Raw genomic sequence first — 25,899 nt, forward strand, 5'->3', positions numbered from 1 at the left:
TAGAAATGGTCAAACACACCCTTGAAATCTCCCAGCGGCCTGTTCGTCTCTCCCTTCGTCACCAGCAACTCGTCATCAAGCTTCCTAACGATGAAGGCGAACGCACCTTCGCCTGCGAAGATATCGGGGTTCTCATTCTCCAGCACCCCGCCATCTCGCTCTCTTCCGCTATTCTCCATGCCCTCCTTGAATCCGGGGCCGTTGTCGTTATCTGCAACGACAAACATCTCCCCGCCGGACTCCTCCTCCCCACCCTAACCCACACCGAGCTGGTCCCCCGCATGATGGCTCAACTCCAAGCCGACCTCCCCGCCCGCAAACAAGCGTGGAAAGCCATCGTCCGCGCTAAAATCACCGCCCAAGCCAGCCTCCTAGAGGACCCCTTCCGCAAAAAACTCCACACCCTCACTCAAGCTGTCAAATCCGGCGACTCCGAAAACCACGAAGCCCAAGCCGCCCGCATCTACTGGCCTGCCCTTTTCCCCGACCGATATCAAGAAGGCGACAAACGCGACCCCGCCAGCGAATCCCGCTTCAACGCCCTCCTTAACTACGGCTACGCCATTATGCGCGCTGCCACAGCCCGCGCCCTCGTATCAGCTGGGCTCCAACCCGCTCTCGGCGTCTTCCACCACAAACGCGACAACCCCTTCTGCCTCGCCGACGACCTCATGGAACCCCTGCGTCCCCTCGTCGATTACACTGTTAAACAAATCCTCGCCAGTGAAGAGGACATTCCATCCGCCCTAACCCCTGGAAATCGAAAAGCCCTTCTCAGCCTCCTTACCCACACCGTCACCCTCAACGGGCAAACCGGCCCCCTCATGGCCGCCCTTCCCCGCTACATCAACAGCTTCCACCGCTTACTCACCCGCGAAAGCCAAACCCTCCACTCTCCAGTATTCGAGCCCCAATGGCCTGACGACCCCTTCTAATTATGGAACTCTCAGCCTACCGAACCATGTGGATCATTGTCCTCTTCGACCTCCCTACCGACACAGCGAAAGCGAAAAAACAATATCAGCGCTTCCGCAAGGACCTTCTCGAAGACGGTTTCTCCATGATGCAATACTCCGTCTATTATCGCCACTGCGCCAGCAAGGAAAACACCGAAGTCCACCTCGAACGCATCCGCTCTTGTGTGCCACCCGACGGCGAAGTCCGCGTCTGTCAATTCACCGACAAACAATTCTCCCGCATGGAAGTCTATTTCGGAAAACGCAGAATTAGGACCGAAGACGAGCCAGCACAGCTCGAAATGTTCTAGCGAAAAATCTCGGAACCGACTCAATATAAGTTAATTCCGAGATTAAGATGGTAATTGATCACTGCCTGCAGTCAATCCGCAGCGGTTTTAAAGTCCTTAATAATCTGCCGCGCATGGTAATTGATCACTGCCTGCAGTCAATCCGCAGCATAACTCCCCACTTGCTCCAATCGATAGGTATGGTAATTGATCACTGCCTGCAGTCAATCCGCAGCGCGCTCGTCTTCCGACTTGTGGGCGTGGGTATGGTAATTGATCACTGCCTGCAGTCAATCCGCAGCGAGCGAGCGGTAAGGGTTCACCGTCTCGTCATGGTAATTGATCACTGCCTGCAGTCAATCCGCAGCGCAGGGGTTTGAGGAGAGTCACTTTCGAGCATGGTAATTGATCACTGCCTGCAGTCAATCCGCAGCAGCTCTTCGATGATCACCGAAATATTATGCATGGTAATTGATCACTGCCTGCAGTCAATCCGCAGCAAGATAGGCTAGAACATGGTCCCACCGATAATGGTAATTGATCACTGCCTGCAGTCAATCCGCAGCCCTAATTGGTGTTCGGTTAAAGTAATCGCTATGGTAATTGATCACTGCCTGCAGTCAATCCGCAGCGGGCCCTGCTAGATCAAGACTGCATTAGTTATGGTAATTGATCACTGCCTGCAGTCAATCCGCAGCAGCGGTCGGATTGCGTCTCTATGCGCGGGAATGGTAATTGATCACTGCCTGCAGTCAATCCGCAGCACGGCGGCCTTGTCGAGGGTTTCGGTGACCATGGTAATTGATCACTGCCTGCAGTCAATCCGCAGCGACGACGCTGTGTCCTCCCATCACCCAGGCATGGTAATTGATCACTGCCTGCAGTCAATCCGCAGCGCTCGCGGTCTTCACGCTTTCGGCGCTGTTATGGTAATTGATCACTGCCTGCAGTCAATCCGCAGCTCGTCGTCCAGGATGACGGGAAGGCCGTAAATGGTAATTGATCACTGCCTGCAGTCAATCCGCAGCCAGGTTTGAATAACGAATCAATTCCGTCCAATGGTAATTGATCACTGCCTGCAGTCAATCCCGCGGACCTCGTGAACTCGATAGAAAAATTGCCATTCGCAGTTTTTAGGCCCCCACTAAGGGAATAATCACCTCTTCTAATCCTCCTTCCGAGAAACTAACAATCCTGCTCGCCATCGATCCCCAGCACGTCAAAAAAGGCGGGCCAGATTTTGCGGAAGAGGGAGTTTTTCCCGCCGCGGGAAAGCTGTTCGGCGACGAGCTCCACCTTTCCGTCAGGGTCTGCAGGAGCGACTTGGCTCAGGGAGTGATGCGGTGCGTGGAGCTCCAGGCTGAGATGGCTATCGGCGGCCTTGCGGCTCACTTCCACGGTAGTCTTGCCATCAGTTAGCGAGACTAGAGAAAGCGGCGCATACGACTCTTCGGTCTCCCACTCGACGACGATTTCGCGGCCATCTTTGGCGGCAAACACAAATCGAGTTTCATCCCGCGATACGAATGCCCAACCGGCCTGGGTTGCCAGCCACGCAAGGGTCAACCAAGCGCTCGTCCAGTGACCAGGCTGCCCTGCAATTTTCACTGAGTTGACTTTCTCGAGCATCTCCTGAGCCAAAGGATCGTCGAACAAACCGGCAATCCCCAAACGGAAATGATAGGTCCGGGTCCAGGCCAAGTCCTGCACCGCCATCTGGCAGCGCGAGTCCTCCACCGCATCGCGCAGACGAGCAAAGCCCGCTGGCACATCCGACCACTCGGCGGAGTCGACGATGAAGCGGCTAGTGAGACGATAGAGCCTTTCCTCAAACAAGTCCGAGAGCTCACCCTGCCACCAGAAGACCAATGGCAAATCACTATTCAGATTGGAGAAGAGCGTGTTGCGCATCCGGCCGATGGCCTTTCCCTTCAAGCGGAAAGAAAGCTGTTCGCAGCAGACGGTCTTGCGCCCGTGCGCGAGGTGACAATGGGCCGTCACCCAGGCCTCGATCTGTGACTTGGGAGCGTCCCGTTGCATCTCCACGAGAATAGCCCGACAGGCATGCTCGCGAGTGAGCGCGAAGATCGCTTCCGAGTTCTCTTCCAGAGCACCGGCCTGCTCGGAATAGATCGCAAAGTTCATCAAAGAGGCATTGGTGGCGGCTTCATCCGCCTCCCAAATCTTCTTCAGCTCCTTACCGATGGAGCCGACTTCCACTGGCTGTCCAAGGTTAGCACTCATGGTCTACAGTCTCCTCCATTCTCTTCCCTCGCGACCCAGCATCTCGTCGGCCTCCTTCGGCCCCCAGCTGCCTGCGGTGAACTCGGTCATGGGCGGCTTGTTGTCGCTCTCGTGCCAAGCACGCTCGATGTGGTCGACGAAGCGCCAGGCCTCCTCCACCTCATCCCGACGGGCAAACAAGGTAGCATCGCCAGCCATGGCGTCTAACAGAAGACGCTCGTAAGCCTCGGGGCTGCTTTTTCCAAAGCTGGAAGAGTAGTGGAAATCCATCTTCACCGGCTCCATGCGCACCGCCGCGCCGGGCAGCTTGGAATTCATGCGCAGGGAAATTCCCTCATCCGGTTGAATCCGAATCACGAGAACATTCGCTCCCGGCACACCGCCAGGCACGGCATTGAAGAGGACACCGGGGACGTCTTTGAAGTGGATGGAAATTTCAGTAGCCTTCTTGGGCAAACGCTTGCCCATGCGCACATAGAACGGCACCCCGCTCCATCGCCAGGTGTCGAGCATGACCTTCACCGCCACGTAGGCCTCGGTCTCGCTCTCGGGATTGACCCGGTCTTCCTCGCGATAACCGGGAACCTCTTCCCCGTTGATGTAGCCTTTCACATACTGCCCGCGCACCACGTTCTCCGCTACCTTCTCGGGAGTGTCCCACTGACGCATCGAGCGGAAAACCTTCACTTTCTCATCACGAACTCCGTCCGCGCTCAGGTCGGTCGGAGGCTCCATCGCGACCAGGCTCAGCAATTGCAAGAGGTGGTTCTGCACCATATCGCGGAGAGCGCCGGACTTGTCATAATAGCCTCCACGCCCCCCCTCCATGCCGAAGTGCTCGGCGCAAGTGATCTGGACGTGGTCCACGTAGCTGGAGTTCCAAAGCGGCTCGAAAATGGCATTGGCGAAGCGCAGCACCATAATGTTCTGGGCCGTTTCTTTGCCAAGGTAGTGGTCGATGCGATAGGTGTCCTTTTCCTGAAAAGTCGCGTTGACCACTTCGTTGAGGTGTTGGGCTGTCGCGAGGTCGGTGCCAAAGGGCTTCTCCACGATCACCCGTGACCAGCCGCCCTCCTTGGCTTCATTGAGACCAGCCCCTTTCAGGCTTTCCAAAATATCATCGAAGAACTCCGGGGCACTCGCGACGTAGAAGAGCCGGTTGCCCTTGCCTCCCCTCTCGCTATCGATGGCGTCAAGCCGCTCCGCCAATCCCTTGTAACCTTCCTGGTCGGTGAACTCGCTGCAGTGATACTCGATGGATTCCGCGAACTTAGCCCAGACTTCCGGGTCATGCCCGCTGCGCGAGACCTCCTTGTTGATCTTCTCCAGGCTTTCACGGAAAAACTCATTCGACCAATCGCGACGGGCAAAACCGACGATGCGAACTCCCGGCGGCAACTCGCCATCGACTGCCAAATTATAAAGCGCTGGAATCAACTTACGGTGGTTCAGATCGCCGGTCGCGCCAAAGATCACAACCGTGCAGGCGTCCGCACGCAACCGTGCCACCAAATCATCTCGAAAAGGATTACTCACAGCCCTCTTCTTTCAATAAATCACCGCCCGATCAAAACCCAAATGAACCAATCGAGCCCACATTGACCATTAATTTCATTCATCCTTGAAAAATAGTCCCATGAACCGGCTATTCCGCAGGTAGTTTTCGCCGTGGCCGCAGCTCTACAACTTGGCGGCCCCCCAGAGCTTGGAATACTTTTCGCAGTGAATGATTACGCTCTTGTATTTGGAGAGGTCGACATTCGCCGGCAAGGCGTAGCTCTGGTCACCCTTGGTGGTTTTCAACTTGGCAACCAGGAGAGAACCTTGGGTCGCGTTTCGGGAGCTCAGGTCTGCAACCGTGCGCTTCGAGAGAAAAATCTTCAGGTCTGGCGCAGTCGCGGTCTTGAAGTCCTTGAGCACAAGGACTTTCTTCCCACCCTGTTCTTTGATCGACCAGGTTCCGTTGATGGTGTTCGCCTTCTTGGTCCAAACGCCTGACTGGCCGAAGGCAATGCCGATGGAAAAAGCGAGTGCGAGAAGCGAGAGAGCGAAAGTCCTGAGTGGTGAAGTTGTCATTGGGTGTTCCTTGTTTCAGTGGGACGTGCCTACCCTTGATACTATTCCCTCTTTCTCGAATATTCAACGAATCCCGCGTAAGACAGCCCGCAAAGGCCCCGGATATCCCTCGATAGTCTTGCTATGATCCGTGGGGTCCAGGAATTCGGGGAGAGACTGGAACTTCATCCACTCCGTCCCCCGCTGCTCCTCAACAGTCGTCACCGAGACGTCGAGCACTTCGACTTCCCGGAATCCCACCCGCTTCATCATGCGGGCCAAGAGCTCCACACTGGGGAGAAACCAGACATTGCGCATCTGGGCATAGCGCCCCTCGGGCAGCAGCACAGTATTCTCGTCGCCCTCTACAACCAGGGTCTCCAACACCAGTTCACCGCCCTTCACGAGCGTGTCACGCAGGGCTTCGAGATGCTCCACGGGCGACTTGCGATGATAGAGAACTCCCATGGAAAAAGTGCTGTCAAAGCACCCGAGCTTGGCAGGCAGGTCTTCAATCCCCAGCGGCAGCACCCCAAGGGGCAAATCCTCTCCGCCAAAATGGCGTGCGGCCAGGAACTGGCAGCCAAAGAGCATGGAGGGGTCAATTCCCAGTGCCAGCGATGCTCCCTCGTCCAGCATTCGCCAGAGATGATATCCATTGCCGCATCCGACATCCAAAATCCGTCGCTCATTTACGGGAGAAATTTTCTCCCGCAAACGCTCCCACTTCCAATCCGAGCGCCACTCGGTATCAACGAACAAGTCACCGAACTCAAACGGCCCTTTGCGCCAGGGCGAGAGCTTCATTAAAACCTCCTTGAGTTCACCGGCATCAGCCTGGGTCAAGAAATGGAGCCGTCCATCCCGCAGCTCGTAGCCGAGGCCTTCGAAGCGCTGCAATTCTTTCAAAACCGCTCGCCACCTCGGCAGGTCCCCATGACCTTCACCAGAGTATTGCCGCGAAACCTGGACGCGTAGAGACGAGAGCCAGTTCTGCTGCCCCATTCGTGCCAACTCCTTCCAAACACCCGGAAACTCAATGCTCTCCCCACTCTCAGCTCCAGCAGTCGCCGCTTTATCCCCCGTGATGACCTCACACACCAAGGCCGGACTTTCCCCCAAGCGATAGTGGAATCTCAACGACTCACCGGCAGACAAATCCCCCTTTTCAATCTCAAGCTCCCGCGGACTCGTGAGACCAGACGCATAATCTGAAAGCACATGCTTTCCGAAAGTCTGAATCCGCGTAAAGAGCTTTGGCTGCTTGTTGCCCAGCTCGCAGGTCGGCAACTGGACTTCCGCAGCGGGCAAAGTCCCGCCCTCCAAGGAACGCCAACTGGCCAATGAGTCGCGATTGAGCTTAAAGACGGCGCCAACCTCGACACGGTCCCGCGACTCATTCTCCCCCGCGAATGCAATCTCACGCACAAGGTCTACAAACTTCAACTCGATCGAAATCTCTTCTGGAACAAAGAGTGCCCGGGGCGCCTGTCGAAAGAGATGGCGAAAGATGGCCACCTGCGGTTCAGCCTTCAGGCAAGCCTGCATGGTCTCGGACACGATCACGTCAGGGACCCAACTACTAGAAACCTCGTAGTTCAAGACATCCCCCAACACGTAGTCCACTACCGACTCATCAAACCCCAGCCCCTCCACGGTCTGTCGGGCCGATTCCAAAGCTTCTTCGCTGATATCAGCAAACACAAACTGACAAACCTCTGCACCAAAAACCGAGAGCAAGGGCACGACCAAAGTTCCAAAGGGACCACACCCGGCGTAAAGCACCTTCACCGGCCTCCCACCCGCCGTGTCGCCAGCCGCGATAACAGCCTCGTGAACCCCTCGAATGAAGACGACCGTGCGGGCATAATCCTCCACACACATCGCAGCCATGACCGGAGAAACAGCCAGGCCCTCGGAAGTCCAGTTCTCCCCTTCAACGATATCATCCCGCTGCGTGAATTGACCTCCAGCCACCAGCCTGAAGACCTCCAAAACCTCGAGAATCAGCGGCCGCAAGGTGTAAACCGGAACGTCTTCATCCAAGATTGTGGAAGTCAGCGCGCGAAGCTTCTGAGAGAGTTCAGTCATCTGCTTTCCTCGGTAAAAGAAAAGAGGGCTTTCAACAAGAACACAATGACCACCCTCAAAAGCGGCGAGCTCTTTCACCGCCAACATCTGCGACTACTAGGAATCCAGTAGTTCGGAGATCGTTTCGGCCGGGAGCAGGTAGGTAATGACCCGTCCCGCACGCGCGAGCACGATGCCCAACATGCGACCGTTCTGGTCGACGACAGGCAGCCCCGTTTCCGAGGGAGAGATGGTCATATCGGTCTGCAGGACGCTCGGAAAGCGGTCGCGAATCCTGCTCAGCCCCCGCTCATCCATCGTATTCATCATCCGTTCGCGCTGACTGGTGAAGTCAGGCATGAACTGGCGCGGCTTCAAAGTCGCCACCAATTCGAGAGGACCGGTGCGACGGCGCACGTCCAGACGCACCTCCTGATTGGCCCCAATTCGGCTGAGAACCGTTTGCAGCTCCTTAACCCCGCCGATCTGACGTCCATTGACCGCCACGATGACATCTTCCACTTGCACACCGGCTTCCTCGGCAGCGCTGCCTCTTTCCACGCTCTGCACCAAAGTTCCTCCGCTGTTATAGGCGGGGTCCAGGCCCACACCGAGAAATCCTCGAGCACTTTCCAGAAGGCTCCTCTTCGCCACTGAGACTACTCCAATCCCCTCCGGAATCCCATCGGGCCGCACCGCCGCAATCAAAGTCCCCGCCACTGCCGGAGCACCAAGCAAACCGATGGGCCGCAAATTGATATCCGCAGGCAGCTTGAACACGACCAAGTCATGGGCGGCAAAAATCTCGAGCACCTCGAGCGAGAACTCACGGCCATCGGAGTCGACCCCCGCCAGCCCCTTGGCCCTCTTCACTTCACTCCATTTCGCCAAGACCCGGTTCCCTTCCCATACAGTGCCGAAGCCCACTTGCCGCCCGTTCGCGAAAATTCTCACCACCCCATTTCCCAGCTCGTCGGTCACCTCCTCGAACGCCCCAAAAAGTTCCGCAGCCTGCCTATTTAAATTCGCCTGTCCCTGCTCCGTTACAAAGGGCAGAGCGCTGACCCGCCCCAGCTTGACTCGCGTGATGAGCTCTTCCTGCCCCCGCAGAAATTCCAAGACCACTTCATCCCCCGCGTCGAGGTTGCGGAGATACTCCTTCAGACTTGCTCCACTGACAGGAACGCCATTGACACTCCGAATGATGTCTCCAGCCCGCAGACCTCCCTTTTCCGCCGCCGAATCCGCCAGCACCGCATCCAACACAACATTGCGTCCATGCGAATCGCTATTGAACATCACGCCCAGCACGGGAGTTCCTTCATCGAGGCTGGGCGGTGGCAATAACGTGCCCCACCTGTCTCCGGATTTCAGCCGCTCCCAATCGGCCAGGAATCCGCTGATCCCCGCGTGGGTATTAGTCTGCACATCCTCCCCAATCCACGAGTGAATGCCCACGACCTTTCCTTCCAAATCAAATAAGGGTCCCCCGGAATCTCCCCCGAAGAGCACGCAATCGCTGCCGATGAAGTAGTCGATACTTTTTGAGATGATTCTCCCAAATCGAACCGGAGCCGCGCGCAAGGCATCATAGCCGGAAGGGTGGCCCACCGCCACAACCCATTCCCCGGGGCGAATGGTCGCGGAACTACCCAAGGGCGAAAACGTCCAGGGACCAGGCCCTAACAGCTGGAGCATTGCCGCATCCTGCTTGCGGTGGATTCCCAAGACTTTGGCGCGAGCTTCCTCGCCATCGTCAAAAAGGATAGAGACCTCTTTGGCCACTTCGCCAGTATCCAGATTGGTCACCACGTGACCTGCGGTGAGGACCAATCCGTCCGCCGAAACCACTACCCCGCTGCCCGTGGACCCCATCGCTCCGACCTCCACCGTGGATTGTCGGGCACGCTCGACCACAGGCAAAATGGCAGCCTGCAAGTCGCGCAAAACCACCTCGCCGAGAGCAACGCTGCAGCTCAGGAAAAGGGTCAGCAGGGAAAGAATTCTCATTGCTTAATTTCGCTTCGGTTTTGCAACCGTCAACCCCGCCCGCTATCGCAATTTGGCAGCCAAGGCAGGATTCAGCACGAAGCTCCCCTTACCACTGCTTTTCACCGCACCGCCTTCGGGAACGGTGTATTCGAATACAGCGGGAATCTTCACGCCAGGCTTCTCCGACATCAGATAGACACGAATGGTCAATGGCTCCTTCCCCGTCGAACCAGGAAGGCTCTTCACCACATATTCAACTTCGTTGTTTCCGGGACTAGCCCCTCCGATAACGACCTCGGCCTGCTGGGTATTGGCCAGCACGTGTCGACTCCGGCGATTGACCTGCACCGTGACTTCGCGTCCCGGGCAGTAGGCATACACCTTGGCGATATATGGCACGGGGCCCTTGAGCTGAATCGGTGGATTAACCGGAGGAGCCCCCGAGGGAGCGAACTCGGGCTTATCCAGGACACTATAATCGCCCTTCGCCAGGGAGGCCCGAACATCAGGCAGAGCCATCAGGTTGATAAACTCGGCGCCATCGTATTTCCAACCGGCTTCTTGCACGAATGAAAGCACGAGAATGTTCTCGGTTGGAGCTCCGCCCACGCCAAAGTCGATTTTTCCAAAGTAGATCGCTTTCGCAGTCGGCCCCCGCACCTTCAGCCGGGCAGGAGTCAGCCCCCGCAAATCGGGGGGAGCAGCCGGCAGATCAAACAAGCTGGCGGGGAACGGGCGACGCTCGGAAAAGATGCGGTTGCGAATCTCCACCTGCCGGCGCAAAGAGGTCGTCTGGCTCCAGCGGTTCGGGCTCTTGGAAATCATTGACTGCCTCCACTGGTTGTAAACCCCTTCCAGAACCGGTTGCATGGGATTCTGGGCCGCCAAAAGCGGGGCAAAAGCAACCAAAACAAGGGAGATAACAGCCGTCGGCCGTAAAAGCGTCTTCATGATGCGAGAAACTATGGACAAACACCCTAGCCTTCGACCACCTTTTTTCTTCTTATGTCGTCTTTGTCCCGTTTGAAAGAGGCCCCGGCCTTTGGGGAAGCCCGTGATCGCGAGCTTCTCAAAGACGCTCACTCCTACGTCTACTTCGAGTCACCGCAAGGTCAGCTCATCGCCCACTTTTTCCTCCCTCCCGATCACAATCCGGAAGCCGCGCACCTCACCTGCGTTCTCTTCTTCCACGGTGGCCTATGGGACACCTCGATGCCGACCCAGTTCGTCCCCCACTGCCATCACTTTGCCTCCAGAGGCACGGTTGCGGTGACAGTCGAGTATCGCGTCTTCAACAAACATCGCACCAATCCGGTCGAAGCCATGGAGGACGCCCGGCTGGCCATCGGCTTCCTCAAGCAAAATGCGGGAATCATCGGCGTCGACCCCGAACGCATTGTCGTCGTGGGCGCGGGTTCGGGCGGCCATCTCGCCCTTTCATCCGCCCTGCAAAGCGCCTCCGCCACCCCGGATCAACCGGATTGCAGACCTGCGGCAGTCGCGGCCTATTCGGCCATCGTGGACACTTCCCCCAAGGGGGTTGGCCACGAGCGATTCCCGTCACCCAAGGAAGCCAAAGAGCTGAGCCCTCAGAGCCAACTCCCCTGCAAGAATCTCCCCCCCTGTCTACTGATGCACGGCCGCAATGACCGGGTGGCACCGTTCGATCAGATCGCCAAGTTCGCCAAGAGCTATCGCCGCAAAGGCAATCGCTGCGAATTAGTCGATTACGAGGGCGCGGGGCACACCTTCTTCAATTACAATACCAACGAGCAGCTCTATCAGCTTTCCCTCAATGCTCTCGACGGCTTCCTGGTTGACCTTGGATTCCTCTCTCCCGAAGAACCGCTCGTCTTCTAAAGGGGTCATTATTCTTCATCTAACAGACCCAGAACCAGCTTGCCGGTATTAAAGTAGCTCCTCTGGTTCACCTCCTTCACGACATATTCGCGGGGTGGAGCGGAAGTCTCTTTTTCCCAAAACTCGGCCACGGCCTCCCGATACCGATCCTTGTCCGGCACCTCGGGGCGATACGGATCCTGATAGATCCCGATTTCGGCGAACGGAATATCGGGAGCCCAGCTGGGACGTTTTCTCTTGTAAGCAAAGTTCAGCTTGTCGGGATCCTTGAAGATGGAAAGCGATCTCCGGGAGGTATTCCCGCTCTGTTTGGTAAACTCGGGGATCGCGTGCGGGTTTCGATCTCCGAAGCCAAATGCATGGTTGTTGCGAACCTCATTGAGGACGCGAATCCGCTTTTCTTTTTGCCACGTTGCAAAAAGAGATTTCATTCGCGGATAGCGCTCCTGCCAAAAGGGCGAAACGTAGTGATGCCAGTTCTCAGTCTTGGCCCCTTCCTCCCATCCCTCGGTCCCAATGACCTTGAGCATTTTCCCGATGAGGTTTTCTTTCTCGCTGGAGGTAGGATTATCCTCCAGGAAACCCGTGTAACGCTGATAGCGGGACTCGGAGCGACCGCTCAAAAACTGGAAAGCGTGAATCCCCTTGATGGTGATGTTGTCCTCCGCGAGATGCCCTGAGCCCGTATTCGTTTTGAAACCTTCGCCTGCCTTGTAAAAGACATTGCCAATAACATGGTCCCCGCAATCGCCATCATCGGAGAAGATGGCAGCCCGAGTATACATCTTCGGAACACACATGATGTGGTGAAAGAAATTGTGGCGAAAAGTATTTCCCCAACTCGACATCATTGCCCCCTGATAAAAGGCCCCTCCATCGCCTTCCTCTATCCCGGTATTGAAAACCTCATTCTTCTCCACGAGATGCTCGACACCCGCAATCGTCACAATCTGGCCATTGTGATTGTGAACCAAATTATTGCGAAACACATTGCCCGCGCCCCCCATACCGCAGACCTTGCCGTAGAAGTCCGTCGAGTAAATTTGGGTAAAGTGACAATTCTCGATCGTATTTTCTCCCGCCGTAAAGCCCTCCGCGTTGTAGCTCCCCCCGTTCAGACGCGAAGCATTCGCGACATCGAAAATATCGCATCCTAGAATGCGATTGCGCACCCCACCGGTGATGTTGAACGCCGTCATTGGAGCTGCCACGTTTTGAATTCGGCACCCGGCGACGAGGTTGTCGGTTCCGCTTCGAATATTGAGCACCCCGGAGCCATTGGGACGGCCGCCGAAATTCTCGAAGGCGATGTTCTCGATCTTCACATGACTCGCACCATTGATGGTAAAGGCATCGGTTCCAGCCCACACCCCGATGACTTCATCCTGCGCCAGATCGGTCGGTGGCCAGAGAAAGAGCTTCCTTGCGGCGACATCGTAGAACCACTCCCCCGGGCGGTCCAAGGCTGGCAGCACATTTTCCAGAAAGGCCCGACTACCGTGAGGCCGTGGCAAGCCGTAGCCGGTGGCATCCCGCATGGTGATCGCTCCATTCGAGCCGTCCATGTCCGCGATCACAAAGGATCCTTTGGCCCAGGTCTCGGTTATGTATCCACTTAACCGCGCTTTTTCCGAAGTTTTCACCTCCGCCGCCCACTCCTTGGGAACCGCCGGATTCAGCGTCACCGTTGCCCCTTTGGGCTCCTCCCGCGTTCCGACTTCATTGGCGATGCGAGAGTCTTTCTTCAGAACCTTGGCAAAGGTGGCAAATCCCAGATCGGGATAACGGGCGATCTGCAGCATCCGGGAACCGAAGCTGACCTGAGACTCGGGCAAAGCCAATAGCCGATGCAAGTCCCCCTCTGGAATCTCAGCCACCAGCACTTCGCCGCGTGCCGTTTCTGCCAATCGCTCAAGGGTGGCGGAATCCTCAACCGGCGCGAAAAGGCTGCGCTCGATCGGCTCACGACCATCGAACACCACTTTCTCATTTGGCCACGCGGCAATCCGGAAAGGCTTTTCCGCGGTCCCACTGTCGCCAGCTCTTAGAGTGACCGTTTCCTCCACTCGATAGCGCCCCGAACGAAGCCAAACATTCACTTGGAACTCCTCGGTCAACTCCCCCTCCTGCCTCAGCGCTCGCAATGTCCGCAGCGCGCCGTTGACGCTTGCTTTGGGCGCACTCTCCAAACCTGAATTCTCATCGTTGCCATCCGGGGAAACGAAAATGTTGGCGACTTGAGGTTCGGCTTGTTGGGAAAAAACAGGAAAAATCGAGAGGCTGAGAGCAAGGCAGATAGAGAGCTTCATGAATCGTTGCAGCGGACGAGCTGCTGACTATTTACGACCTCTCAAATCGTTTTTTCCCGCCTAATTCCAGAGTCACCCTCGCTCAAAGGAGCCTCTTTTCTCCCTCCGCCTGACTAGCGGCCATTCTACCGACCGCGATTGAAGCGCGCCATCTCTCTCTGCGCCTCGCGGAGCTCCACCTTCTTTTTCAAGTCGTGGCGCTGATCGCCATGAGTCTTACCCTTGGCCAATCCGAGCTCCACCTTCACGCGACGCCCTTTGAAATACATCCGCAGAGCCACCAGAGTTTCCCCCTTCACCTGAGTCGACTCTTGAAGCTTGAGAATCTCACTCTTGTGCAACAGCAGGCGCCGGGGGCGCTTGCTCTCATGCTGAAACCAGGTGCCCGCAGTCTGCCATGGCTGGATATCACAGCCGTAGAGAAAGACCTGCCCTCTCTCGACCCTTGCAAAGGCATCACGGATATTCGCCTTTCCATCGCGAATCGACTTCACCTCGGTGCCGCGCAACTCGATGCCACATTCGATCTTACTCAGAATATGGAAGTCGCGCAGGGCCTTCTTGTTTGTGGCGATGTCAGTGTTCATCGGATAGTTGGGAAGTTGCGGGGGCGCCACCTTTGCGGCGGCCACTAGAGATGACAAAGCCCGCAGACGACCTGCAGGCTTGAGAGCCAATGGGATTGGCCAGAATATTTAGCAGGGATTGGGCAAAGCGCAAATCCTTGCCATTGGGGCGATGACTAAGGCGCAGGCGTCTCGGCCAATTTGATTTTGCCCTCAATGATTTCAGTCAAGGCAATATCAGCAGCGCCCATGCTGGGGACAGTCTCGACCAAGGGAGCGCGTCCATCGTTGAGCTGCTTGACCCGGCAAGACACCATGTTGATCAGGATTTGGGGGTCGGGCATGACCTCGGACGCTTTCTCGACAAGCTCGCTTTTCATAGGTGTTCCAGAAAACCGTGACGCTGGCTTCGGTGGGTTGAATTGGACAATCTTATCCTCTTCCATCATCACGTAATCAAAAATTTAGTCCCCCCAATCAACGGGGGGCGAAGGGCTTTACATGGAATGCGGGCATTGACAAGACATTTCCGAACCACGGCTTCCCGATGACGAAGCCCGTGCCACAGAACCCGTCAAACGGTCCCTCCTCCTTTTCCCTTGTGTCCCCCTGAGGCCGAATGCACAGACTTCGCCGCAATCTCGCAAGATTGGCCATGGATTCTCGTAAATTCTTTATCGTGCTACGCTCTCTCTTTCTCACTCTCTGCCCCCTGCTTCCGCTTTCGGCGGCTCAGTTACCCGACGCCATTGACGAGGTGATGGAATTCTACTGCTACGATTGCCACGGCTACGGAAAGAAAGAAGGAGGAATCAAACTGGACGACCTCTCGCTCGACGAAGATCATGGAGACCTCTGGGAGCGAGTCTGGCGCAACGTCCGTACGGGGATGATGCCACCCGCCGACGGGGATCCTCTCGATGCCGAAGAGCGCAAGGACCTGCTCGATTGGCTCGAGCGAAATCCGCTGGGCATCGACCGGACCAACCCTGACCCGGGACGGGTGACCGCCCGCCGCCACAATCGCGTGGAGTATCAGGCGACAGTGAAAGACCTGCTCGGCCTCGACTTCAATACTGCGGAGAACTTCCCCCCTGACGACACCGGCTACGGCTTCGACACCATCGGGGACGTTCTCACCATATCCCCCCTGCTCGCCGAACGTTACTTTGAGGCCGCCAAATCTCTCATGGCGCGCGCGGTGCAGGACCATGCCGCCAAGATGCCCGAAACCACCATCTACGCCCCGGGCTTCGTCGACCCCAGCAACAAGGAGGATACCGGGCGCTTTATCGAGTTTGCCCGCCCCCAGACCGTCGCCGCCAAGCGCTGGCTCGCCGACGAGGGTGAATACGAGGTCATCCTCAGCTACAAGGTCGAAGGCAGCGCCGCAGCCACTGACCACAGCGCCACTCTGGTGATGGCCGTAGACGGGAAAGAGTTGGCCCGCAAGGAACTGGGCTGGGATTTCCAGGACGGGCTGGTTCTGCGGGCGAAAGTCCCCCTCGAGGCAAAAGAGCATCAGTTCTCCCTCCAAATTCTGGCAGGACAAGCTCCCAAGCCCGGCCAGGGAGAGCTAGGAGTTGCCGTGCAGAACATGAGAATTGTGGGGCCGCTCGGCACCACGAAACTCAGCTTTCCCGAAAGCTACCGCAAAGTCATCTCCGAGGAAAATCAACCCGCACACCGCTCCGAGTGGCCGGCCAAAACGAAAGCGGTCTTGCGTGACCTGGCCTCCAAAGCCTGGCGCCGTCCAGTGCCCGATCACACCCTCGACCGCTTGACCGAAATCGCTCTGGAAGCAGCCGAGATCAGCGGAACCTTCGAGGCAGGGATCCGCCAGAGCGGCACTGCCATCCTGGCTTCTCCCCGCTTCTTGCTCCGCACCGAGATGGCCGCTACCGACGCGACCGGCGATTACCCGCTCATTGACGAGTGGTCACTCGCGTCCCGCTTATCGTATTTTTTATGGTCATCTCTCCCCGACGACGAACTCCGCGAACAAGCCCGGGCGGGAACTCTGCGGGCAAACTTGGAGCAGCAGGTCGAGCGCATGCTGGAGGACCCCAAAAGCAATCGCTTCATCACCAACTTCGTAGGCCAATGGCTGCAGGCCCGGGATGTTGAGGAACTGGGCATGCGGCCCGAGGTCATTCTCCGCGTCCGCTTCAACGAGGGCCAACGGATGTTCAACAACAACCTGCGCAGGGATATGCGGGAAGAAACCGAGTCTCTTTTCCGCCACATTTTGCGAGAAAAACGCCCCGCCACCGAACTCATCTCCGCAGACTACACCTTCCTGAACAAACGGCTGGCCGACTTCTACGGCATTGAAGGCGTAGAGAGCGAGAAGCTTGAGAAAGTCAAAGTCCCGGGCAATCGGGGCGGCATCCTGACCCAAGGGACCTTTCTCGTGGTCACCTCCAACCCCACCCGCACCTCGCCGGTCAAGCGGGGACTCTTTGTCTTGGACAACTTGTTGGGAACCCCTCCTCCACCCGCTCCTCCAAACGTGCCGGAGCTGGAAGAGTCGTCCCACGGAGGCAAAAAACTGACTATGAAGGAGCGTATGGTTGAACATCGCAAGAACCCCGACTGCCGCTCCTGCCACCAACGCATGGACCCCATCGGACTGGCATTTGAAAAATTCACCGCGGTCGGAACTTTCCGTGAGAAAGAAAACAACCTCCCCATCGAAACTGCTGGAGAGCTGGTGACCGGAGAGGAATTCCAAGGAGTGGAAGAATTGAAGCAGGTGCTGGCCATCGACAAGAAAGACGACTTTCACCGCTGCCTGGCCGAGAAACTCCTCACCTACGCTCTCGGCCGCGGGGTGGAATACTACGACGCCCCTGCCATTGACGAAATCGTCGCCCGCATGGAGCAAAAGAACGGCACCCTCCATGAAGCCATCCTGGCTGTCATCGATTCCGTTCCTTTCCAAAAACGCCGCCCCTAGGACGCGGCGACCGAAACGGAATCAGTCCACAGGAAGAGCCTTCAGAATCTCTTCCGTTTTGGGCTTTGCCTCGACTTGGGTGAGGTCCGCGTTCAACCACTTCTGGCGACCGTCGTTTTCCTGCGCGGAATTATCTTCCTCTTTCTCCAGCAAGACATCCTTGGTCACGACCAGACCGACCTCTCCATTTTTTTCAATAGTATTGGAGGTCACCGTCAGCTTGGTGCCTTTATCCTGAGCAAAAACTCCACCCAACATATTGCCGGAAATGAGATTGCCATTCACCAAGGCGTGGACTCCGGAGGAAGCGACGATGCCGACCTCGCGGTTGCGCTCGATGCTGGAACTCTCAACCCGGCACTCTTTCCCTGAAGAAGTCAGAAAAATCCCCGTGAGTCCATTGTCCTGAAAGCGGGAACGCTGCACCCACACCCGGGCCCCATCCCAAGCATCCAGCCCATGGTGCAAATTGGCAGTGCAGCGCGACTCCTGAAGAATCGCCTCACTCCCCTCGCCTGTGACCGCGACTCCGTCCCAACCACAGCCCTTGATCTCAGTCGAAGTGATTTCGCACCGAGCGCCATCGATCACCGCGACCCCATGACCAGCCCCGTAGCTCACCTCACAATTTTCCAGAACAGCCTGTGCCCCTTGGATCAAAACAACAGGAAAGCGCTCATCGGCATTGGACACGCCCGAATGACGGATGGTCAGCCCGACAAGACGAGCAGGTGCGCCCTTGCCGGAAACCACCAGAACACTGCCCTCGTCCGAACTTGTTTCCAAAATTGTTTTGCCTTTCACCCCTTCGATGGAGACCCCGGCAGGCACCAGCAGGGACTCGGAATACTTTCCTTCGGACAAAATCACTTTGTCGCCCGAGCGAGCTTGTTCGAGAGCTTCGGCCAAAGTCGGAACATCATCCGGAACCGCGAGGGTCTGGACATACGAAGACATCTTTTCATAGAGAGCCGCAGCCTTCTCGGAAGGCGCCAGACGCTGGGCTTCCCGCAGAAGATTCAACGCCTCCAAAGAGAACTCCCCATTGTCCAGAGCGAGAGCCTTCTCGTAAATCTCGTCGGCCTCCTGCCGATATCCCAATAAAATCAGCTTGGCCTCCGCGACTTCCTTCTCAAATTCTGGCAAGCGAGGGTTCTCGGGATCGACTTTGGCAAGTTCTTCCGTCTTCGCGACCAAGACCTCCCACTGCTCTTCAATGCGCGCTTGCTCGATCCCCTCGGAAAGGCTCGCGATCTCATCGAGGCGCCGGTTCTCTTTCATGGACTCGGCAAAAGCCTTCAGCTGCTCATCGTCAGGCTCCATCGCGAGGACTTTTTTCATCTGCTCCTCAGCCTCATCCCACTCGCGCTTGTCGATGTGTGACTGCACATTGCCGAGAGCGAAGCGCACCTGCATGCGGCGCTCCACCTCCTGCTCGATCTCCACCGTCTTCAGACCTTCCAACGCCTCCTGCGACTTGGGCTTCAGCTTCAGAATGTCTTCGTAGATTTTTTCAGCCACTCCCCAGTTCCGCAAGTCGACCGCCTCGGCCGCTTCCGGCAAACGCGCCTCCGCAGCCCGCAACTTGTCCTGTCTTTCTAAAAATTTCGGACCGAGAACCACTCCTCCTCCAACCAATCCCACCAGCAACAGCCCCACGAATAGACCGGCAACGATCTTCTTCTTTTTAGGCTGATGACGCTCCGCCACGACGAGGGCTTCTTCGAAGCGAGCCAATTCCAGCTCGTAATTCGCCCTCTTCTCCGCCGTATCCGCCTCATCGCGAAGGCGTTGCATATGCTTACGGACTTCCTCGAAGGCACGCTGATAGTTATCGACTGTTTCGCCGCGTTTGAGGCCGAGCACTTTGACTGCCTCCTCGTAGGACATTCCGCTTTCTGATTTCATGGGGGTGAAGTTAACCTTGGAAGTTCTGCACGATTGGCATGCGACGTCCAATCCCGAAAGCCTTTGATGTCACTCGTAAGCCGGGGGCAGCTTGATGCCTTTTCCACTCGTTGAGGTCAACTCTCCTTTGCACCCACCGGACGATAGACTCCTCAAATTCATGGTGTTCGATGATATCAGAAGCACTCATGTGCTGCTCCACGTAGAGCTCCAGGATTCCATCCAACACCTCGTAGGGAGGCAGGGTATCCTGGTCTTTTTGGTCTGGGGCCAACTCCGCGCTGGGCGGCTTTTCAATAGTAGACCACGGGATGACTTCACGCTCGCGATTCATCCACCGGGCCAACTCGTAGACCCGCGTCTTGGGCAAGTCCGAGATCACAGCCAACCCACCGCACATGTCTCCATACATCGTGCAATACCCCACGGCCAATTCGCTCTTATTCCCTGTGGTGAGGAGCATTCCGCCTGTTTTGTTGGAAAGCGACATCAGGAAGAGCCCCCGCACCCTCGCCTGCATGTTTTCCTCGGTGACATCTTCTTCCGCTCCATCGAAAACGGGCTTCAAGGCCCCCTTGGCAGCCTCAAAGACTTCGCCAATTGGGACCTCTTCACACCGAATGCCCAAGTTGCGCGCCAATGCCATTGAATCACTGATACTGCCCTCCGAACTGAAGCGGCTCGGCATTGTCAGGCCTCTCACATTTTCAGAACCCAGAGCGTCTGCCGCCAGCGCAGCCACCATTGCGGAGTCGATGCCCCCACTGAGCCCCAGACAAGCCTCGCGAAAGCCGCATTTGGTCGCATAGTCCCGCAACCCCAGCACCAGAGCCTCATACAGCTGGGCATTCTCATTCAATTCGGGCCAGATCACGCCCTCCTTCCTGGTGCCCACATCGACCACTTCCACTTCTTCCCGAAAGCCCGCCAAACTCGCCATCACCTCCCCCTGGCCATCGACCACCGCCGAATGACCGTCAAAAATCAGCTGATCCTGCCCCCCGACGGCATTGCAATAGACCAGAGGAATACCAGCCTTCTTCGCCACGGATGCAAAGAGGTCCCGTCGCGCAACGGGCTTGTTGAGAGCGAAAGGAGAAGCACTCAGATTGACAACCACATCCGCGCCCAAGGCAGTCAGCTCCGCCACCGGATCGCGCTCGTAAAGAGGCCGATAGAGAAAATCCTCGGTCCAGATATCCTCGCAGACCGTCACCCCTACCTTTCGGCCTTTGAATTCAATGACCCGACACTCTTCACCTGGCTCAAAGTAGCGCCACTCGTCAAAAACATCATAGGTCGGTAAAAGGGTCTTCCAAATCCGCTCGCGAATCTCCCCCTCCTCCAACCAGGCAACCGCATTGCGAAACGGTCGCGCCGGCCGCTTGCCGCATCGATCCACAAAGCCAACCAACAACGGCACCTCACCCACCTCGCCAGCGAGATAGTCGAGCGCTTGCAGGCAACGGGGCACAAATTGGCTTTTAAAAACCAAGTCCCGGGGCGGATAACCCACGAGTGAAAGCTCCGGCGTCACCACCAGCTCCGCGCCCTTTTCCAGCGCTTCGCGGTAGCCAGCCAGAATTCGTTTTGCATTACCGGGGAAGTCCCCCACTACCGCATTGATTTGAACAAGCGCAATCTTCATAGCAATTTATCACACCCCCGAACCAAGAGCGGCGGCCCGCGCACAATAGCGGCGATCGGCGACAGATAAACCCTGATTCAGGGTCATTGCGAACTTTCGAAAAAACAAGCGGCCACCAGCCCTTCACCTCCGCTCCCTTTCGTTGAAAGAGAAGCCGTCCTTTTCATTTTCTCTCTCGAGCAGCTCAGTGTGATTCACTGCGACATCAATCAAAGCCAGCAAGCGATCCTGATCTGATCGTCGCGGTAAAGAGACCTGACACCCCCATGCAGAGGTGCCACAGGCCATAAATCGACGGGAGCGCTGGCAAAATGATGATTCGATTCGTCCACACCGTGAAGCCTCCGCTCACTAGCCAGCCGACAAAAAGGGCGCCACCAGCCAGCGACAGATAACCAACTCCTTTCCATATTCGCCCGCAACTCTCGTGACGGATGAAGCGGACTCGCTCCCGGAACAATTGGCGATAAAGAGATTCAGCCTGAGCTCGCGTGGCCCCATTCACCACAAGGCGCTTCGTAACGGTCTCCCGGGATTCACCCCAAAAGACCTGACGGCGAACGAGATCTTCATATTTGGCTACCAGCTCCGAATCGGTCATGGCTCGGCCTCAGGCTCCGCGCATCAGCGAAATCTCGGCCAAGCTGATGAAGGAATTGACGAGGTCGGCGCGATCTTCGTTCTTCAACTGATCGACTGTAATCGCCCGCTCGAGCGTGAATTTGCCAGACCGCGTGCGGCGCAAGGCACTGAGGTGAGCTCCGCATCCCAAATCCGCTCCGATATCATGAGCATAAGTCCGAACATAGAACCCCTTCGAGCACTGCACCACGAAGTCCACTTCAGGTAACTCGATGCGGGAAATCTCATAGCCCGTGACGTAGATCGGCCGCGGTTCACGCACCACTTCCTGCCCCTTTCGAGCCAGTTTGTAGAGCGGGACGCCATCCTTCTTGATCGCCGACACCATCGGGGGAATCTGCTCAAAGTGACCGGTGTATTTGGCGAATGTTTCCCGGACACCCTCCTCACTCACCTCATCATAGGGGCGCTCTTCTACAATTTCCCCCTTGGCATCCTGAGTATTGGTCGTGGCTCCCAGCGTGAGCGAGCCCACGTATTCCTTGTCTTCGCTCATCAGCAAATCCTGGATTTTAGTGGCTTTACCAATCACCAGCATCAGCAAGCCTGTCGCCATCGGGTCAAGAGTCCCGCAATGCCCGATTTTCTTAATACCCAGGGAGCGACGCGCAATGGCGACCACATCATGGGAAGTCATGTCCTGAGCCTTGTCGACTAAGAGAACACCGCTTGGAATTTGTTCGTTCTGATCCATCTATTTGTAAAATTGTTTAGCGACTCGCCGCTTCTTTCAAAGCCGTCACCACTTTCTCGCGGGCTTCCTCAATTGGGCCGTCCAAGCGCGCCCCTGCGGCCAGAATATGCCCCCCGCCGCCAAACAGCCCGCACAACTCGCTGACGTTAACCTCAGTGGTCTTTGACCGAGTGGAAACCCGGATGGTCCCATCGCTGATTTCTTCGAAAAAGACACAAGCGACCACCTCATCAATCCCGCGCATCACATCGACCAAGCCTTCGCTGTCTCCCGGCCGATATCCAACCTCCTGCTTCATCGCCATCGTCAGCGACCACCAGGCAAGGCGCCCATCCTCACTACGCTCCAGGGTCTCCAGAAGCAGGCGCAACAGCTCGACCCGACGGCAGGGAAAATTCTGATAAGTCATGCGATTGACCTCCGCCACGTCCAATCCCGCCTTCAACAAATCAGCCACCATCTCATGGGTCCGGGCGGTCGTATTGGCATATTGAAAAGACCCGGTATCGGTCGAAGCACCCACATACAGCGCCACTCGGGCACTTGCGGGCAACTCCCAACCTGCAGACTTTGCCAACTCCCAAACCATTTGCGCGGTCGCAGGCGATTCCGCATCAACCCACACATGGTCGCCATAACACTCATTGGTGATGTGGTGATCGATCGTCACCTGAACCGCGTCTTTCGGAATCAATGCCAAAACATCTTCGCCCAGACGTTCACGATTCGCAGTATCCAGCGCCACGAAGACCTCCGCCTCGCAGTCATCAAGCTCGCCTGCCCGACCAATCGGATTGACGGATTCCTTTTCGAGAAAAGCCAAGTTCTCCGGCACCCCATCCTGATGAAGGTAGCGCACCGTTTTCCCCAAGCCCTCCAGGATCAACCCCAGCCCCAACATGGAGCCGATCGCATCGCCATCAGGTCGCAGATGACTGCTGATTGCGAAGGTTTGATGCCCCTCGAAAAGAGAGACCAGAGCATCCTTGGAAGTAGCTTGAGACATAAGGGGCCCGAATCCTCAACACAGCAAAGCCTGCCAAGCAAGACCGGAAAAACATTATCCAGCGAAAGCCCTCTCCCGAACATCCGCGCTCTCGCTAAAAAAACGAAAAAAATGCCAAGCGCCGCAGCAGCAGAAACGACCCAATCTTTTTTAAAAAACGCCGCCTCAGCTTTTAGAAAAACATCTTGAAAGATTCTACAAAGACTTCAAAGCAAACCTGAGCGTCAAACATTTACAATCGTAACAACATGCAACAAATCAGATGTCATAAAATGAAAGAAGAGGAACACCGAAAAACATGAAACCAAACTCAGGAAATTTCATCTAACAGGTTAGCGAAAATTTATCTAACAATTAATTCATGTTGACCATTTGCAAAACTATAAACTAAAACACTTATGTTCCATGAAGACTAAACTGATCATAAAAACATTTGCATTCACATCTCTAGCAGCACTCTCGACGCTTTCAGCGCAGGGAGCTGTTCTTTCGGGACCCGGCATACTAGACTTCAATCACAAAGCTCGTCAGCCGGGCTCCAATGCTCTTGCAGTTGTCAACATCGCAGACCTGACTCCTCACCAGGAAGTATTCACATCAGGCACAACGACTTGGACCCATTCCCTCAGCGGCTTCTCTCAGGTGAGAACATCTCTGGGGATCGCTACGTTGGTTGACGTCCAGCTTGCCCCCTATACCCAGATGGATGGCAACAGCTTGAGCTTTGGACGGGAAATAACAACCGAGGTCCTGGTGGCAGGGTCGAGCTTAACCGACCCGCTCAACACTTTGGCTGGGTCTAGCGTCCTCCAGAGTTGGAACTCGACCGCAGCGGTAGCCGCAGACATTACAGCCGGCCAGACGTATCGAATTTCCTTTGATGTCGATACACTCAGCGGCATTCCAGTCGATCTCTTCTCGACTTCCACAGCACAGTTCACTGGCAACGGGCTTCAGAATAGCGCCGGCGGACTGCTAAGCGCAATTGACCTGCTCGGCCTCATTACTGTGGGCGGAGCTTCTACCGATACCATCACCTTTGAAACGGTAGCGACCCAGGACCTCACTTCAGTGGGGTTTAACTTCGCAGCTTCAGCAGTTGCCGACGTCTCCGCCTTGGGAGGGACAGCTGCAAACCAGAACCTGATCTCATTCAGCAATTTCACCGTCACCCCGGTCCCCGAACCCTCGGCGGCCTTTCTCTCTCTCGCGGCTTCGCTACTTCTTGTCAGCAAGAGGCGCAGATAGACTCTGCAACAAAGGGAAACCTCATTTACATACTTCATAAAAGATAAAGAGAAGCGGAGTCATTTCGCTTCTCTTTTTTCTGTAGGGGACTCCCACCCAACAACTCCAACAGTGGAGAACCCCCTAAACATTTAACCATAAGGCCACTATCCTCTGTGAAATTTGACAGACTCCCCTCTTTCACTTCCATCCCTCCCAGCCGCAAGATAGTGCCTCCAATCCGACCTTACTCATCCAATGCCCTACCTCCATGTCCAAACGAACGCGACTCCAACGCAACCCGAGCGCTCTGCATTCTTGGAGGCTGCAACTGAAGTAGTCGCGCAAGTTCTCGGGAAGAACCCCGCCTACGTCATGGCCTGTATCGAAACTGGCCTATCGCTTAATTTTGCGAGTTCCGAGCTACCGGCCGCTTTTCTGGAGCTCAAAGTCCTCGGGCTTGATCCAAGCAAGAACAAGGAACTGGCGACCCTTCTCTCCGACATGGCCCGCGTCCACCTCCACGTCAGCGAAGACCGGTGTTTCAGTCGCTTCGTCGACACACCACGAGGCCACTGGGGTCTCGGAAATGATGTTTTTTAAAAAAGCATTCAAACAATCGTTTGAATAACCTTTCGCCGGCCGGCGTTCAATCCGACAGCAAATATGAAGCTGATGAACCTGAAGACCCCCCTTCTCGCCCTATTCCTCCTCGCCCCCTTGTCCCACGCCAAGCCTCAGTGGATGTCCGAGGTCAACCTGACCGCACCCGGCCCGAACTTGAAGGTTCGCCCGATTGAGCTCACATACGACCTGAGCTGGAACGGCAGCGTGACCGCCGGACAGGCGACCATTCGCTTCGGCCATCCCGATCCCCGCTATCCCAAGAGCTTCATCGCTCAATCCTATGGTGAGACCGTTGGCTTTGCCCGGGGACTTTTTCCTTTTGATTTTAACTACACTTCATTTCTCCGGCCCGCGAACTACCGCCCACAAGTTTTTGTAGCCGACGAGAAGACCAAGAAGGAACAAAAGCTAACCGAAACCCGATTCACTTCCAAAAGCGTCACCTCGACCGAGAAAAAGGTGAAAAACGGGAAAACCAGCTCCTCCGTTTCCACCTTTTCCTACCCGAACGCCCTCGGGGTCCATTCGGCGGTGCTCTGGGTGCGCTCCTTGGACATGAAGCCAGGGCAGGAAGCGGTCTTCGTGGTTATGCCCTTCAAATCCCCCTACCTCTGCCGTGTCAAACACCTCGGCAACGAAGTGATGTCTTCCCGCCGAACGATCAAATACGACCTCAGTCTCCAGAAAATCGACAAGACCACCTTGGAACTCAAGGCCTACGACAAAGTCAAAAGCCTGGTTCTCTGGATTTCCGATGATGCCGAGCGCCTGCCTTTGGAATTTCGCTCCAAGGTCTTTATCGGAGACGTGCGGGCAGTGCTGACCTCGCGGAGCTACCAGTAAAAG

The 25,899-nt window shown here is 56.2% G+C and carries 21 protein-coding genes and 1 CRISPR repeat array; of the genes, 7 read left to right on the top strand and 14 right to left on the bottom strand.

Annotated features, from left to right (window positions below; all coding sequences use genetic code 11):
* Positions 1-5 precede the first annotated feature (5 nt).
* Both cas1 and cas2 read left to right on the top strand, forming a co-directional pair.
* Positions 6-935, top strand: a complete 930-nt coding sequence (gene cas1 / locus IE099_RS18700) for a type II CRISPR-associated endonuclease Cas1 (RefSeq protein WP_189573612.1) — start codon at positions 6-8, stop codon at positions 933-935.
* Between the two features lie 2 nt (positions 936-937).
* Positions 938-1,267 carry a CRISPR-associated endonuclease Cas2 gene (gene cas2, locus IE099_RS18705; RefSeq protein WP_229809590.1) on the top strand — a complete coding sequence of 110 codons (330 nt, stop codon included), beginning with the start codon at positions 938-940 and terminating at the stop codon, positions 1,265-1,267.
* Between the two features lie 47 nt (positions 1,268-1,314).
* Positions 1,315-2,340: a CRISPR direct-repeat array (repeat unit 36 nt; unit sequence ATGGTAATTGATCACTGCCTGCAGTCAATCCGCAGC).
* A gap of 91 nt (positions 2,341-2,431) precedes the next feature.
* Here the strand turns inward: cas2 and IE099_RS18710 are convergent.
* The 6 genes from IE099_RS18710 to IE099_RS18735 form a co-directional block, all read right to left on the bottom strand.
* On the bottom strand, positions 2,432-3,490 hold the full coding sequence (locus tag IE099_RS18710) for a glucose-6-phosphate dehydrogenase assembly protein OpcA (protein WP_189573615.1): 1,059 nt from the start codon (positions 3,488-3,490) through the stop codon (positions 2,432-2,434).
* Between the two features lie 3 nt (positions 3,491-3,493).
* Complete coding sequence (gene zwf, locus IE099_RS18715; protein WP_189573618.1) at positions 3,494-5,026, bottom strand: glucose-6-phosphate dehydrogenase; 1,533 nt, start codon at positions 5,024-5,026, stop codon at positions 3,494-3,496.
* 144 nt (positions 5,027-5,170) lie between these two features.
* Complete coding sequence (locus tag IE099_RS18720) at positions 5,171-5,566, bottom strand: DM13 domain-containing protein (protein ID WP_189573621.1); 396 nt, start codon at positions 5,564-5,566, stop codon at positions 5,171-5,173.
* A gap of 63 nt (positions 5,567-5,629) precedes the next feature.
* Positions 5,630-6,586: a tRNA 5-methoxyuridine(34)/uridine 5-oxyacetic acid(34) synthase CmoB gene (cmoB, locus tag IE099_RS21100; RefSeq protein WP_345778132.1), complete on the bottom strand. Its 957-nt coding sequence runs from the start codon at positions 6,584-6,586 to the stop codon at positions 5,630-5,632.
* A gap of 1,146 nt (positions 6,587-7,732) precedes the next feature.
* Positions 7,733-9,625, bottom strand: coding sequence for a trypsin-like peptidase domain-containing protein (locus IE099_RS18730; protein ID WP_189573624.1), 1,893 nt, complete (start codon positions 9,623-9,625; stop codon positions 7,733-7,735).
* 42 nt (positions 9,626-9,667) lie between these two features.
* Positions 9,668-10,558, bottom strand: coding sequence for a hypothetical protein (locus IE099_RS18735; RefSeq protein ID WP_189573627.1), 891 nt, complete (start codon positions 10,556-10,558; stop codon positions 9,668-9,670).
* Between the two features lie 54 nt (positions 10,559-10,612).
* Here IE099_RS18735 and IE099_RS18740 point away from each other — a divergent pair, with 54 nt between their 5' ends.
* Entirely contained in the window at positions 10,613-11,467 is an 855-nt protein-coding gene (locus IE099_RS18740; RefSeq protein ID WP_189573630.1) for an alpha/beta hydrolase, read from the top strand.
* Between the two features lie 8 nt (positions 11,468-11,475).
* Here IE099_RS18740 and IE099_RS18745 read toward each other — a convergent pair whose 3' ends face one another.
* The 3 genes from IE099_RS18745 to IE099_RS18755 form a co-directional block, all read right to left on the bottom strand.
* Positions 11,476-13,776 (bottom strand): right-handed parallel beta-helix repeat-containing protein, encoded by a 2,301-nt coding sequence (locus IE099_RS18745; protein ID WP_189573633.1) that lies wholly within the window; start codon positions 13,774-13,776, stop codon positions 11,476-11,478.
* A 125-nt stretch (positions 13,777-13,901) separates the two neighbouring features.
* The gene (gene smpB, locus IE099_RS18750; protein ID WP_189573649.1) at positions 13,902-14,363 is read right to left on the bottom strand and encodes an SsrA-binding protein SmpB; all 462 of its coding nucleotides are present in this window, start codon (positions 14,361-14,363) and stop codon (positions 13,902-13,904) included.
* A 155-nt stretch (positions 14,364-14,518) separates the two neighbouring features.
* Positions 14,519-14,722 carry a DNA-directed RNA polymerase subunit omega gene (locus IE099_RS18755; RefSeq protein WP_189573652.1) on the bottom strand — a complete coding sequence of 68 codons (204 nt, stop codon included), beginning with the start codon at positions 14,720-14,722 and terminating at the stop codon, positions 14,519-14,521.
* Between the two features lie 275 nt (positions 14,723-14,997).
* On the opposite strand from IE099_RS18755, the gene IE099_RS18760 reads away from it, so the two are divergent.
* The gene (locus tag IE099_RS18760) at positions 14,998-17,301 is read left to right on the top strand and encodes a DUF1592 domain-containing protein (RefSeq protein ID WP_189573655.1); all 2,304 of its coding nucleotides are present in this window, start codon (positions 14,998-15,000) and stop codon (positions 17,299-17,301) included.
* Positions 17,302-17,322: 21 nt separating this feature from the next.
* Here the strand turns inward: IE099_RS18760 and IE099_RS18765 are convergent, their stop codons facing one another.
* The 5 genes from IE099_RS18765 to IE099_RS18785 all read right to left on the bottom strand — a co-directional run bounded on the left by IE099_RS18765 (position 17,323) and on the right by IE099_RS18785 (position 23,199).
* Positions 17,323-19,209 (bottom strand): right-handed parallel beta-helix repeat-containing protein, encoded by a 1,887-nt coding sequence (locus IE099_RS18765; RefSeq protein ID WP_189573658.1) that lies wholly within the window; start codon positions 19,207-19,209, stop codon positions 17,323-17,325.
* 10 nt (positions 19,210-19,219) lie between these two features.
* Positions 19,220-20,857, bottom strand: coding sequence for an NAD+ synthase (locus IE099_RS18770; RefSeq protein ID WP_189573661.1), 1,638 nt, complete (start codon positions 20,855-20,857; stop codon positions 19,220-19,222).
* Positions 20,858-21,062: 205 nt separating this feature from the next.
* Complete coding sequence (locus IE099_RS18775) at positions 21,063-21,458, bottom strand: hypothetical protein (RefSeq protein WP_189573664.1); 396 nt, start codon at positions 21,456-21,458, stop codon at positions 21,063-21,065.
* A 9-nt stretch (positions 21,459-21,467) separates the two neighbouring features.
* The gene (truB, locus tag IE099_RS18780; RefSeq protein ID WP_189573667.1) at positions 21,468-22,193 is read right to left on the bottom strand and encodes a tRNA pseudouridine(55) synthase TruB; all 726 of its coding nucleotides are present in this window, start codon (positions 22,191-22,193) and stop codon (positions 21,468-21,470) included.
* Positions 22,194-22,209: 16 nt separating this feature from the next.
* A complete protein-coding gene (locus tag IE099_RS18785) occupies positions 22,210-23,199 on the bottom strand; it encodes a DHH family phosphoesterase (RefSeq protein WP_189573670.1) in 990 nt (329 codons plus the stop codon).
* A 405-nt stretch (positions 23,200-23,604) separates the two neighbouring features.
* Here IE099_RS18785 and IE099_RS18790 point away from each other — a divergent pair, with 405 nt between their 5' ends.
* The 3 genes from IE099_RS18790 (at position 23,605) to IE099_RS18800 (ending at position 25,896) form a co-directional block, all read left to right on the top strand.
* Positions 23,605-24,447 carry a hypothetical protein gene (locus IE099_RS18790; RefSeq protein ID WP_189573673.1) on the top strand — a complete coding sequence of 281 codons (843 nt, stop codon included), beginning with the start codon at positions 23,605-23,607 and terminating at the stop codon, positions 24,445-24,447.
* A gap of 237 nt (positions 24,448-24,684) precedes the next feature.
* Positions 24,685-25,029, top strand: coding sequence for a phenylpyruvate tautomerase MIF-related protein (locus tag IE099_RS18795; protein ID WP_189573676.1), 345 nt, complete (start codon positions 24,685-24,687; stop codon positions 25,027-25,029).
* Between the two features lie 63 nt (positions 25,030-25,092).
* Positions 25,093-25,896: a DUF3108 domain-containing protein gene (locus IE099_RS18800; RefSeq protein ID WP_189573678.1), complete on the top strand. Its 804-nt coding sequence runs from the start codon at positions 25,093-25,095 to the stop codon at positions 25,894-25,896.
* Positions 25,897-25,899: the final 3 nt, after the last annotated feature.

Source organism: Roseibacillus persicicus, assembly GCF_014651675.1.
Classification (GTDB): Bacteria; Verrucomicrobiota; Verrucomicrobiia; order Verrucomicrobiales; family Akkermansiaceae; genus Roseibacillus; species Roseibacillus persicicus.

What these genes read in the sequence shown, in the direction of transcription:
- IE099_RS18795 (WP_189573676.1), top strand. Translation starts at nt 24,685, where the DNA reads ATGCCCTACCTCCATGTCCAAACGAACGCGACTCCAACGCAACCCGAG.
- IE099_RS18765 (WP_189573658.1), bottom strand. Translation starts at nt 19,209, where the DNA reads ATGAAATCAGAAAGCGGAATGTCCTACGAGGAGGCAGTCAAAGTGCTC.
- IE099_RS18770 (WP_189573661.1), bottom strand. Translation starts at nt 20,857, where the DNA reads ATGAAGATTGCGCTTGTTCAAATCAATGCGGTAGTGGGGGACTTCCCC.
- IE099_RS18710 (WP_189573615.1), bottom strand. Translation starts at nt 3,490, where the DNA reads ATGAGTGCTAACCTTGGACAGCCAGTGGAAGTCGGCTCCATCGGTAAG.
- truB (WP_189573667.1), bottom strand. Translation starts at nt 22,193, where the DNA reads ATGGATCAGAACGAACAAATTCCAAGCGGTGTTCTCTTAGTCGACAAG.
- IE099_RS18760 (WP_189573655.1), top strand. Translation starts at nt 14,998, where the DNA reads ATGGATTCTCGTAAATTCTTTATCGTGCTACGCTCTCTCTTTCTCACT.
- IE099_RS18730 (WP_189573624.1), bottom strand. Translation starts at nt 9,625, where the DNA reads ATGAGAATTCTTTCCCTGCTGACCCTTTTCCTGAGCTGCAGCGTTGCT.
- IE099_RS18785 (WP_189573670.1), bottom strand. Translation starts at nt 23,199, where the DNA reads ATGTCTCAAGCTACTTCCAAGGATGCTCTGGTCTCTCTTTTCGAGGGG.
- IE099_RS18775 (WP_189573664.1), bottom strand. Translation starts at nt 21,458, where the DNA reads ATGACCGATTCGGAGCTGGTAGCCAAATATGAAGATCTCGTTCGCCGT.
- IE099_RS18720 (WP_189573621.1), bottom strand. Translation starts at nt 5,566, where the DNA reads ATGACAACTTCACCACTCAGGACTTTCGCTCTCTCGCTTCTCGCACTC.
- cas2 (WP_229809590.1), top strand. Translation starts at nt 938, where the DNA reads ATGGAACTCTCAGCCTACCGAACCATGTGGATCATTGTCCTCTTCGAC.
- IE099_RS18790 (WP_189573673.1), top strand. Translation starts at nt 23,605, where the DNA reads ATGAAGACTAAACTGATCATAAAAACATTTGCATTCACATCTCTAGCA.
- cas1 (WP_189573612.1), top strand. Translation starts at nt 6, where the DNA reads ATGGTCAAACACACCCTTGAAATCTCCCAGCGGCCTGTTCGTCTCTCC.
- IE099_RS18800 (WP_189573678.1), top strand. Translation starts at nt 25,093, where the DNA reads ATGAAGCTGATGAACCTGAAGACCCCCCTTCTCGCCCTATTCCTCCTC.
- IE099_RS18740 (WP_189573630.1), top strand. Translation starts at nt 10,613, where the DNA reads ATGTCGTCTTTGTCCCGTTTGAAAGAGGCCCCGGCCTTTGGGGAAGCC.
- IE099_RS18745 (WP_189573633.1), bottom strand. Translation starts at nt 13,776, where the DNA reads ATGAAGCTCTCTATCTGCCTTGCTCTCAGCCTCTCGATTTTTCCTGTT.
- smpB (WP_189573649.1), bottom strand. Translation starts at nt 14,363, where the DNA reads ATGAACACTGACATCGCCACAAACAAGAAGGCCCTGCGCGACTTCCAT.
- IE099_RS18735 (WP_189573627.1), bottom strand. Translation starts at nt 10,558, where the DNA reads ATGAAGACGCTTTTACGGCCGACGGCTGTTATCTCCCTTGTTTTGGTT.
- IE099_RS18755 (WP_189573652.1), bottom strand. Translation starts at nt 14,722, where the DNA reads ATGAAAAGCGAGCTTGTCGAGAAAGCGTCCGAGGTCATGCCCGACCCC.